This is a genomic window from Vibrio aestuarianus (assembly GCF_028858425.1).
Taxonomy (GTDB): Bacteria; Pseudomonadota; Gammaproteobacteria; order Enterobacterales; family Vibrionaceae; genus Vibrio; species Vibrio aestuarianus.
This window is the reverse complement of the sequence record NZ_JAKNYQ010000001.1, coordinates 1223857-1235247: the sequence shown is the minus strand read 5'-3', so window position 1 is coordinate 1235247 and position 11391 is coordinate 1223857. Positions and strand designations below refer to the sequence as shown.

At 43.2% G+C, this 11391-nt stretch carries 13 protein-coding genes; all 13 read right to left on the bottom strand.

Annotation, left to right across the window (positions count from 1 at the left end; all coding sequences use genetic code 11):
* A complete protein-coding gene (locus MCT08_RS05935) occupies nt 1-753 on the bottom strand; it encodes a heme ABC transporter permease (RefSeq protein ID WP_168521513.1) in 753 nt (250 codons plus the stop codon).
* Nucleotides 754-856: 103 nt separating this feature from the next.
* Entirely contained in the window at nt 857-1525 is a 669-nt protein-coding gene (gene ccmB, locus MCT08_RS05930) for a heme exporter protein CcmB (RefSeq protein ID WP_053311791.1), read from the bottom strand.
* Between the two features lie 2 nt (nt 1526-1527).
* Nucleotides 1528-2145 (bottom strand): cytochrome c biogenesis heme-transporting ATPase CcmA, encoded by a 618-nt coding sequence (gene ccmA, locus MCT08_RS05925; protein WP_053311792.1) that lies wholly within the window; start codon nt 2143-2145, stop codon nt 1528-1530.
* Nucleotides 2146-2371: 226 nt separating this feature from the next.
* The gene (locus MCT08_RS05920) at nt 2372-2869 is read right to left on the bottom strand and encodes a DUF2802 domain-containing protein (protein ID WP_053311793.1); all 498 of its coding nucleotides are present in this window, start codon (nt 2867-2869) and stop codon (nt 2372-2374) included.
* On the bottom strand, nt 2869-3363 hold the full coding sequence (locus tag MCT08_RS05915) for a chemotaxis protein CheW (RefSeq protein WP_053311794.1): 495 nt from the start codon (nt 3361-3363) through the stop codon (nt 2869-2871). Before MCT08_RS05915 ends, MCT08_RS05920 begins: the two co-directional genes overlap by 1 nt.
* 37 nt (nt 3364-3400) lie before the next feature.
* A complete protein-coding gene (locus tag MCT08_RS05910) occupies nt 3401-4417 on the bottom strand; it encodes a chemotaxis protein CheW (protein ID WP_053311795.1) in 1017 nt (338 codons plus the stop codon).
* Nucleotides 4410-5186: a ParA family protein gene (locus tag MCT08_RS05905; RefSeq protein WP_053311796.1), complete on the bottom strand. Its 777-nt coding sequence runs from the start codon at nt 5184-5186 to the stop codon at nt 4410-4412. The genes MCT08_RS05910 and MCT08_RS05905 overlap by 8 nt, the downstream gene beginning before the upstream one ends.
* 10 nt (nt 5187-5196) lie before the next feature.
* The gene (locus tag MCT08_RS05900) at nt 5197-6309 is read right to left on the bottom strand and encodes a protein-glutamate methylesterase/protein-glutamine glutaminase (RefSeq protein ID WP_053311797.1); all 1113 of its coding nucleotides are present in this window, start codon (nt 6307-6309) and stop codon (nt 5197-5199) included.
* 27 nt (nt 6310-6336) lie between these two features.
* Entirely contained in the window at nt 6337-8571 is a 2235-nt protein-coding gene (locus MCT08_RS05895; RefSeq protein ID WP_274678041.1) for a chemotaxis protein CheA, read from the bottom strand.
* Nucleotides 8572-8580: 9 nt separating this feature from the next.
* Nucleotides 8581-9300, bottom strand: a complete 720-nt coding sequence (locus tag MCT08_RS05890; protein WP_053311799.1) for a protein phosphatase CheZ — start codon at nt 9298-9300, stop codon at nt 8581-8583.
* A gap of 60 nt (nt 9301-9360) precedes the next feature.
* The gene (gene cheY / locus MCT08_RS05885) at nt 9361-9729 is read right to left on the bottom strand and encodes a chemotaxis response regulator CheY (RefSeq protein WP_168523960.1); all 369 of its coding nucleotides are present in this window, start codon (nt 9727-9729) and stop codon (nt 9361-9363) included.
* Between the two features lie 44 nt (nt 9730-9773).
* Entirely contained in the window at nt 9774-10508 is a 735-nt protein-coding gene (locus MCT08_RS05880) for an RNA polymerase sigma factor FliA (protein WP_053311800.1), read from the bottom strand.
* Nucleotides 10501-11388 (bottom strand): MinD/ParA family protein, encoded by an 888-nt coding sequence (locus MCT08_RS05875; protein ID WP_053311801.1) that lies wholly within the window; start codon nt 11386-11388, stop codon nt 10501-10503. Before MCT08_RS05875 ends, MCT08_RS05880 begins: the two co-directional genes overlap by 8 nt.
* Nucleotides 11389-11391 lie beyond the last annotated feature (3 nt).

The following is an 11391-nucleotide window of genomic DNA, read 5'->3' as shown; positions in this document are numbered from 1 at the left end:
TTAAATACCTTTCTTAATTTTGCTGGTTGCGAGTTCGATAACCCACGGGCGATGACTTTCTTTGCTAATGATTTCGTTACGCAAACGAATCATAGTAACGGCGGCAAAAAAGAAAGCGAAACCAAAGATATTGAGTAACAATGGCCACAACATGTCATTGGATATTGACGGTTTTTCAAATTTGGTAATGGTTGCACCTTGATGCAACGTATTCCACCATTCCACAGAAAAGTGGATGATTGGTAAGTTAATAACACCAACAATCGCCAATAAACCGGCGGCTTTCGCAGCAGTTTTTTGATCATCAAACGCGTGATAGAGCGCGATAACACCTAGGTAGAGAAATAGAAGGATAAGCTCTGAAGTCAGACGTGCATCCCATACCCACCACGTCCCCCACATTGGTTTTCCCCACACCGCACCAGTAATCAGAGCGATAAAGGTAAACACTGCACCAATCGGAGCCATGGCAGCCGCCGCCATATTAGACAGTTTCAATTGCCAAACAAGGCCGATAAACGCCGCAATTGCCATCGACATATAGATACCCATAGACCAAATAGCAGCAGGTACATGGATATAAATAATCCTAAAACTGTCACCTTGTTGATAATCAGCAGGGGCATAAGCTAAGCCTAAAACATTACCGACCACTAAACATATCAACGCACTTATCGCAAACCAAGGTAGTAACTTACCGCAAAGTTGGTAAGCAGATTCAGGCTTAGCGTAGGGATGTAGCCATTTCCACATTGTTATCTCACTCTCACTTCATTGCTCCTGAACATGTGTCTGCTCAGTTTATTGTTTGTACACTGAGCTAAAATTGGCCCAGATATGGTTAACTCAGATAAAATTAGTTGACGCTGACTCTTAATGCAGCGCTGATGGCAAAAGGAGTAAGTGTTATTGCCCCCATCAGCATTGCTCCTAAAATCGCAAGTTGACCGTTATACGTCATTCCTAACGAAGCGGCATCAATCGCCGATGTAGCAAAGATCAAAATTGGGATATACAGCGGTAGAACCAGTAAGCTTAGTAAAACACCACCTTTTTGCAGACCGACCGTTAAAGCCACACCAATAGCCCCAATAAAACTTAACGTGGGTGTGCCTATGACCAAGGTCATGACAACAGCAAGCCAAGTATTAAAGTCCAGTGAAAGTAGCACCGCAAGCAATGGACTGATCAAAATTAATGGCAGACCTGTCAATAGCCAATGAGCCACCACTTTTGCTATGACAACAATAGGCAGAGGAACTGGCAGTAACATCATTTGCTCTAGCGAGCCGTCCTGAAAATCATCTCGAAACAGCCGTTCTAGCGATAACAGTGCAGATAACAACGCTGCCACCCATACGATACCAGCAGCAATGCGTGCCAATAAGCTGGGTTCAGGTCCAATACTCAACGGAAATAATGTAATCACGATAATGAAGAACCACAGTGGATTAAAGATATCCGCTTGGCGACGAAACGCTATCAGTAACTCTCGACGAACGACCATACCTATGGCTGAGATCACGGTTAATCTCCCAACTTAATTTTGCGTAATTGCGGATAGTCTGAAAACATATCTTGGTGAGTCGTTAAAATCACTATTCCGCCTTGCTGCGCATGCGTTAGGAATAATGTTTCTAGCACCTTAACGCCTTGCTTATCAATCGCTGTTAATGGTTCATCTAAAATCCATAACTTTTGTTCACTTAACCATAAACGAGCTAGTGCAACACGGCGTTGTTGGCCCGCAGAGAGTTGGGCAACCACAACATCTTCGCGACCGGCTAAACCCACTTGGGCTAACGCCTGGTAAATATCATTTTTTTCTGCTTTTGAAGAATGTATTGATTGGTAAAAATGAAGATTTTCAAACGCGGTGAGATCGCGTTTAACGCCCGTTTGGTGACCAAGGAAAAGTAGATCTTGATGGTACTCGTCACGAGCCGATTCAATATGCTCGCCATTCCATAAAATAGAGCCTTCATCCCTATCACCTAAACCAGCAATAATACGCAACAATGTCGTTTTCCCCGTACCGTTGCGACCTTCAATTTGTACCAGTTCTCCTGCATCAATAACAAAGCTCAGTGTTTCAAATAGAACTCTGTCATCTCGAATGGCAGTTAGGTCATTTACTTCAAGCATGTGCATCTATGTCAAAAAATTTGAGTCGCTATATTACCACACAGCGCAAAAGACAAAATACAATAAGACCATTACGAATCACGAATCTAAGTAAGAAACTGTTAATTTTTAATTATTTTTTGTCTCATTTACTACTTTATGGCTACATTTTGATTTATCGAAAATCTTGTGTAGTAAAAACTAAAAAAGGAAGCCAATAGCTTCCTTCTTTAGTTTTTACTACCGACTATTTACGTACAGTACGTTTTTCATTGCGAACAGGTCGCCTACCTTCAGGAGAACGGCTGAGTGGTGGAACACTTTCTTGCCCTGCCAATTTCTTTTGTAGCGACATCATCAGTTCAGCTTCAGCTTTTGGTAATTCACACTGCTCAATTAGCTCATTAATATCAGCACCAAGCTGCACCATTTTTGTGGCTCGGCTGTATAAACGCCCATCGGTATCAACGTGCTCTAACTCAATAATGCGCTCATTTAAGTGCTGGATAACATCTTGTTGCTCTGTCACTCTCTGACCAAGACCAAGCACAACAGAACGAACCTCTAACAGCTGTTTGTTACCTTTTTGTAATTCTTTCTCTAAAGAACGGGCATGCTGCCTCTGATGCTCTATTTGCCGAGTAAGACTGTACTTTACTCGCATAACCACAAGCAACAGCAGCAAAATAACTAATACCGCACCACCCGCTAAAATAGGTGCACTGAACAGCATCGCTTCATTCATTATAGATGAGCCATCTCATCCCACTCGTCTTCTGTTAGCAGTTTATTCAGATCAACGAGAATCAGCAGTTTGCCATCGCGGTTACTCACACCTTGAATAAACTTCGCACTTTCGTCAGTACCAACGCTTGGCGTAGTATCGATTTCAGAAGAACGTAGATAAACAACTTCAGCAACACTATCAACCAAAATACCAATCACTTGACGCTCAGACTCAATCACGATGATACGTGTATTATCGGTGATCTCACCTTGCATTAAGCCAAAGCGAGAGCGAGTATCGATAACGGTAACAACGTTACCTCGTAGGTTAATGATACCGAGAACATAATCTGGAGCTCCAGGAACAGGAGCAATTTCTGTATAGCGAAGTACTTCACGTACTTGCATTACATTAATTCCATATGTTTCCTCTTCTAGTTGGAACGTCACCCACTGAAGCACTTCGTCATTAGACTTATCTTTTCTTACTTCCACTTCGTTAGTCTGAGACATACCTTTTCCTCTCTAAGTCGATTCCGACATAAATGTATTATTTCTCTAGTGCTTTTACATCAAGTCCTGCATTAAGCATAGCTATCAATGCTTCAACATGGATCAAAGCGCACATTTTTTCTTTTACCATTCCAGCAAGCCACGGGCGTTTCCCCGCTAATTCTCGCCAGCGAACCTTTTCCGTGCTCAGTAACTCAGTACCCATAAGTTGAGTACTTGCTAATCCCCACATACTTTCACCAAGCATCACAATATATTGATAACCCTCTTTATAAGAATCGTCATACAGTTTTTCTGCCATCACCCATTTTGCAGTGTCGACAACATCTAGTTGGTTATCTTTATTGGTTTGTAATCCTAAATACCAAGCCGGTCGTCCGATAAGATGATTCAGCGAGCCCATGCGGTGAATGCCACCAAGCTCATCAAGTGGAACAGCAAATGTGACACCATTGACTTCAAAATAAAGTACTTGAAAGTCTTGTGTTCTCTGCGTACTTTGCCACGCAGCCACACCATCGGCCCCTGTTTGTGTCTCTAACGATAGCTCATGCTCAGTGGTATTATTTGGCTGAACAGCATCAATAGCTGAAGCTTCGAGTTCAATATTAATCTCTGTCTCAACATCCGACTCAAGATTAATATCAGGTTTCGCACTCTCGGTATCCACAGTATCCCATTCTTGAATTTCTTCTATGGGTTCTACCACTGGCTCGACAATAACAGGCTCAGTTTTCAAAGAAATTTGTGCGGTGTTTTGCTCCATAATTTCTTCAAGATCTAACTCTGCTACAGGGTTACTTGATTCAAGCTGGCTCAGTAAGCGCTGTACATCATCTAAATTTGGTAATTCAAATTCTGCAACTTCAGAGTGAAAATGACTTTTTTCAGGCACAGATTGAATCGATGTCGATAATTCAGGTTCAATTTCGATGCTTACTGGCTCTTCTTGCTGTAAATCTTGTACATCAAGCTCTACAGCTTCTTCATCTAGCAAAGCGGTAAAGTAGTCATCAAGTGCTTGCTCGCTCGATAATAATGGCCCACTACTCATCTATAGCTAGCCTCTCTAAATATATTAGCAACTGTTTATAAGCAAACACACCACGACTTCCTTCTGCAAAATGAGAAGCGGGTAAGCGTTTCAAACTTGCGTCACGGAATTTAGTGTCAATCGGTACCGCAGAGCTCCATACCTGTTCTGGATAATCTTTTTTCAACTGATTCAAGGTTTGCAGAGAAGCTCGAGTCCGCTTGTCGTACATGGTTGGCACTATCGTCACTTTGAATAAACGGCTGCGTGATTTTTGCATGATGGCCAAAGTGCGAATCATCCGCTCAAGCCCCTTCATCGCCAGAAACTCAGTTTGAACGGGAATAAGAATACGATCACTCGCGGCTAGCGCATTGACCATCATCACGCCTAAAATTGGTGGGCAGTCTATTAGCACATAATCATAATTATCGCGTAACGCGAGAAGCGCGCGCTTTAAAATCAAGCCCATACCACTACGATTACCCATCACGCGATCAAGTGTCGCTAAAGACATATGCGCAGGAATAATATCAATGCCTTCAATATCAGTCTTCAGTATCAGAGGGGTAACACTCTTCTCGGTAAGTTCACGTTGTTGAAATAGATCGAATAAACTGGCAGGTACATCGTCAGAGTCATACCCTAAGTATGTGGTAAGCGAGGCATGAGGATCGGTATCAACCAGCAACACTCTTTTTCCTTGCTGACTCAGCAAACCGGCAAGCGTAATCGTTGTGGTTGTTTTACCCACACCGCCCTTTTGATTTGCAACGCTCCATACAATCATTGAACTTCCTTTATGCAAGACCAACTTCAACCAACATACGTTCAGCAATACGCTCTAACGGTAAGTCTTCAGTCGAAATCCCTGCTTTAGCAACCGCTTGTGGCATACCATACACCACACAACTTTCTTCATCCTGAGCCCAGATTGTCGCACCAGCACTTTTCAACATACGAGCACCTTCACGGCCATCAGCCCCCATACCCGTTAATACCATCGATAACACTTTATCAGCGTAGATCTTCGCGGCAGAACCGAAGGTTACATCAACACAAGGCTTATAATTCATCCGTTCGCCACCATCAAGAATACGCAGCTTTGCAGTACCCGGGCGTCCTTCGATCATCATTTGCTTACCACCAGGAGCCAAATAAGCAACTCCAGGTTTTAATGCGTCGCCATCTTGCGCTTCTTTCACTTCAATTTTACACAGAGAGTTCAACCGACTTGCAAAAGCAGCGGTAAACGTAGCTGGCATGTGCTGAATAAGCACAATTGGGTGTGGGTAATTAGCGGGTAACTTAGTGAGAATTTTTTGTAATGCAACAGGACCACCGGTAGACGTACCAATCGCTGTCAATTGATATTTTTTACCTGACGCTTTAAAACGAGCCAGTGCACTCGTTGGTTTTGGCGTATGAGACGTTGTTGGTGATGGAGATCTACTCGATAAAGATGTCGCTGCTGACACTGCTGGACGTGAAACCAGCGGTCTTCTTAACAACCCTTTTTTAGATGCAATTTGGATAACACGCTGCTGTAACAGAGCAACTGCTTCATCTCTATTGCGTGCGATGTCTTCAAATTTTTTCGGTAAGAAATCTAATGCACCCGCATCTAACGCATCCAGAGTGGCTTTCGCCCCATCATGAGTGAGTGAAGAAAACATCAAAATTGGAATTGGGTTCTGTGCCATTATTTCCCGAACAGCAGTGATGCCATCCATGATCGGCATCTCAATATCCATTGTGATGACATCTGGCTTTAAGCTTCTCGCCTTTTCAACAGCTTCTTTACCGTTGGTAGCGACATCAATGACTTCAAGACGAGTTTCTGAGTTAATAATCTCACTCACTCGACGTCTAAAAAAGCTTGAATCATCAACGACTAATACTCTAATCGCCATGGGTATCCTTATTCTTGAGTGCTCAAATTATATCCGCGAAGCCGCCGCATATTGCTTAAGCAAATCTGGCACATCTAATATCAGTGCAATATGACCATCGCTAGTGATCGTGGCTCCCGCCATACCTGGCGTACCTTGAAGCAACTTATCTAAGGGCTTAATGACCACTTCTTCTTGACCAATTAGTGCATCAACAACAAAGCCGACTCGTTGGCTGCCAATTTGTACAATAACAACATGGCCATGACCTTTACGTAATTCGACTTTACCGGCTTGAGGAGCTAACCAGTTTTGCAGATAGAAAAGTGGTATCGATTTTTCACGTACAATGATAGTTAATTGACCATCAACAATATTGGTACGGCTAAGATCTAAATGGAAGATTTCATTAACGCTCGCCAAAGGAAGTGCAAACGGATGCCCAGCAACACCCACCATTAGAGTCGGCAGAATCGCTAACGTCAGAGGAACTTTAATGGTGATCTTTGTACCTTTGCCCATTTCAGAATCGATATCAATGGAGCCGTTTAATGTATTGATTGCTGTTTTAACAACATCCATACCCACACCACGCCCAGAAATATCTGAAATTTTTTCTTTGCTTGAGAAACCAGGCATGAAGATAAGGTTGAAACACTCTTTGTTTGATAAGCGAGATGCGGCATCCTCATCCATCATACCGCGTTTCACCGCGATACCACGTAGAACGTCTGGGTTCATACCACCACCATCATCAACGATAGCGAGTTCGATATGGTCACCCTCTTGAGAAGCAGACAAAATAACCTTACCAGTACGAGATTTACCAGCTTTTACACGATCGTCTGGCATTTCAACGCCGTGGTCAACCGAGTTACGCACTAAGTGGATCAATGGATCGGCAAGCGCTTCAACTAAATTTTTATCGAGATCCGTTTCTTCTCCTCGCATTTCCAACACGATGTCTTTGTTTAAACTACGTGCTAAGTCTCGAACAACTCGAGGAAAACGACCAAACACTTTTTTGATTGGCTGCATGCGGGTCTTCATTACCGCACCTTGTAAATCAGCAGTCACAACATCAAGATTAGAGACGGCTTTGGCCATTTCTTCATCATTACTGTTCAGGCCAAGGCTAAGCAAACGGTTACGAACTAATACTAACTCACCAACCATGTTCATGATGATATCAAGTGTCGAGGTATCAACTCGGACAGTCGCTTCCGCTTGTTGCGCTTTTTTAGCAGCGGCCGGTGCGACTTCTTTTTTATCTGTAACGACAGCAGTTGCAGCTTTCGCAGGTTCTGCGGTAACTTTAGGTGCTGGCTCTACGGCTGGTTTTGCAACTTGTGCTTTTGGTTTTACAGGCTCTGTAGGCTGCACATTCGCAGCGGCAGGCTTGGTCGCCATTTCCAGCTCTTCCACAGAAGGCCCTTTACCAGAACCATGTAGCTCATCGAGTAGTTTTTCAAACTCTGCATCGCTCATCAAATCATCACTAGCGCCTTGCGTTGGCTTGGCAGCTGGTGTTGTAGGAGTTACTGGGGTTTCAGAAACGGTTTTAGGCTCATCTACCGATGGCCCTTTTCCTGCACCGTGCAGCTCATCAAGCAATTTTTCAAACTCATCATCGGTGATGTCACCGCTTGCCGTGCTTACACTTGGTGTTTTTACTTCTGGTGTTGCGACTGGAGCAGAGCTAACTGCGTTAGGTGCAGTGCCCTTACCATGTAATTCATCCAGTAATTTCTCAAATTCGTCTTGAGTAATTTCATCGATAGAATTTGAATCGACAATATTGGCTGAAGTAGTGGCTTCCGGCAGTGACTCTTCAATGACGGGCTCGTCTTCAACAACAGCATCAGCTACGACTTGTTCGACTTCATCTTCAGATTCAGGTCGGCAAAGTTTGTGCAGTTCATCGAGTAAAACAGGATCTGCGGCTTCAAGGGGTTCCCCTTCTTGAACAGCACTGAACTGTGCATTAACGGTATCCAAAGCACGCAACATCGTATCCATTAAGCTAGATGTCACACTTCTTTGGCCATTACGCAAGATATCAAATACGTTTTCAGCACCGTGGCAAGTTTCAACCAACTCCGTTAAAGCAAGAAACCCTGCGCCCCCTTTCACGGTATGAAAGCCGCGGAAAATTGCATTTAATAAATCTTTGTCTTCAGGGTTGTTTTCAAGTTCAACCAATTGCTCTGACAGCAATTCCAGAATTTCACCCGCTTCAACCAAAAAGTCTTGAAGAATGTCTTCGTCTAATTCGTAGCTCATACGTTACCCCTAAAAACCAAGACTCGATAACAAGTCATCGACTTCGTCTTGAGATGAAACCGCGTCTTCTCTTTCGTGAGGATTCAGTATTGGACCTTCAGGATCGATTGAAGCGTTCTTCTTCTTATCCGATTCTTGTTCTATTTGGTTAGTACCAAAGGCTGTGAGGATTTCAACAAGACGACCCTCAACCTCATTAACCAAAGTAATTACACGTCTAATTATTTGACCTGTCAGATCTTGAAAATCTTGCGCCATCAAAATCTCAGTTAGCTGACCACGTAATTCGCTGCTGTTGCCTTCAACTTGTGACAACAATGCATCAATACGGTGGCAAAGCGCTTTGAACTCGTTGAGATCAATGCGTCCATGCATTAATTCGTTCCACTGAGGACGAACTTGAAGCAACCCTTCATGGAGGTTGTCGGCTATCGGCATGCATCTGTCCACTGCATCCATTGTCTTATTCGCAGCCACTTCTGTTTTATCAATGACGTATTGAAGGCGGTCCCTTGCATCTGGGATTTCGTCATTGGCAATTTGCGTCATTCGCTCATCAATACTGAACTGTTTCAAAGAATCATGCAGTTCCCTAGTTAAAGCCCCTATTTCTTGCAGCATTGGATTGCTTGCATTGTCATAGATGTCTTTAAGTAGCAGATCTGCCTGTTCTTGCTGTTCATTTTCTAGTAGCTGAACGAGCTCTTTTGCTTGTTCTAATGAAATCATCCGATTGGCCTTTTCGCGCGTAAAATGAATAGAATACCTTTTGCCTATGGCAAAAAAGCTTTATAAACGCTCGAAAATTTTATCTAGTTTTTCTTTAAGCGTAGCAGCCGTAAATGGTTTTACGATATAGCCATTAACACCAGCTTGCGCAGCCTCGATGATCTGTTCACGTTTTGCTTCTGCCGTAATCATAAGTACAGGTAAATGCTTTAGCGCTGCATCTGCTCGAATGTTTTTCAGCAAATCGATGCCTTGCATACCTGGCATATTCCAGTCAGTAACAACAAAGTCAAAATCACCTTTCTTAAGCATAGGCAACGCTGTCAGGCCATCGTCTGCTTCTTGGGTATTATTGAAGCCCAAATCTCGAAGTAGATTCTTAACAATACGGCGCATTGTTGAAAAGTCGTCAACAATAAGGATCTTCATGTTTTTATTCAAAATTGCCTCCACTGAGCTCGAAATCAGTGATATTAGTCATTTTGCGTCCAAGAACTTAACTTTACTCTTAGTCGCTGCATAGATTGGCTTAGTATTTGGCTAACGCGAGATTCGCTAACCCCAAGTACTTCACCAATTTCTTTTAAGTTTAGCTCTTCATCATAATAGAGCGAAAGTACTAAAGCTTCACGTTCTGGAAGTGATTTTATTGATTCAACCAATGCTTTACGAAACGATTCATCTGCAACTCCCTTAAATGGCGAGTTATCTTCATCGTCATCTAAAGGGGAAATTGCATCATCTGAAATGCCTAAGTCTTCAATACCGACAATTCGTGAGCAATTAATATCAGTCAATACAGTATGGTACTGATCTAATGACATGCCCAAAAACTTTGCAACTTCGGTATCAGATGGCTCTCGATTCAGCTCACCTTCCAGTACTGAAATAGCTTGGGTAATTTCTCGATTGTGTTTATGAACCGAGCGTGGTACCCAATCACCACGTCGAATATCGTCAAGCATTGCCCCACGAATTCGAATCCCTGCATAGGTTTCAAAGCTTGCACCTTTGGTCCCATCATAATTTTTCTGTGCTTCAAGTAGGCCGATCATACCCGCTTGTATCAAGTCTTCGACTAATACGTTGGGCGGCAGGCGTCCAATCAAGTGGTGTGCAATACGCTTTACCAATACAGAGTATTTTTCCAAAAATGCTTGTTGGCTATTAAGGTTTCCGTGTTGGTCATAAGTAAGCGCTTTATTCACCGAATGGTTCCCCTACACTTTCTGTTCTATTGAGTAAACGCTCTACAAAAAACTCTAGATGTCCACTTGGTGTTCTAGGAATCGGCCAAGTTAATGCTTTGTTCGCCAGTGAGCTAATTGCAAGTGCCGCTGGCGAGCGTGGATATGCATCGACGACAATCTTTTGTCTTTTAACGGCTTGGCGTACTTTATCATCTAAAGGTATACAAGCGACAAGCTCGAGGCTCACATTTAGGAATCTTTCTGTCACTAAAGTTAATTTAGCAAACAATTCCCTACCTTCACGATAGCTTCTGACCATGTTAGCGACAATCTTAAAGCGTTGAACTTGGTGCTCTCTGCTCAAAAGTTTGATCAGTGCATATGCATCCGTGATAGAAGTTGGCTCATCACACACCACAATAACCACATCTTGCGCTGCACGAGAGAAACTCACCACCATATCAGAGATACCGGCTGCAGTATCAATGAGTAAGATATCCATCTCATCTTCTAAGCTGCCAAAGGCACGTATTAAACCAACATGTTGCGCATGTGACAACTCTGTCATTGATTGTGTACCCGATGTCGCTGGGATAATTCGAATACCAAAAGGGCCCTCAACAATGGCATCTTTTAATTCACACTCACCCGCGAGTACATGCCCTAAGTTTCGCTTCGGTCGGATGCCAAGCATGACATCCACATTAGCAAGACCTAAGTCAGCATCCAAAACCATGACTTTCTTACCCTGACGAGCCATACAGATCGCCATACCGAGTGTCACGTGAGATTTACCAACACCACCTTTACCACCCGTCACTGAGATGACTTTGGTAAGTGACGGTTGAGTTAAGCGGCGTAAACCGCTCGCTTGGTCATATATCATATTATTCGCCATATC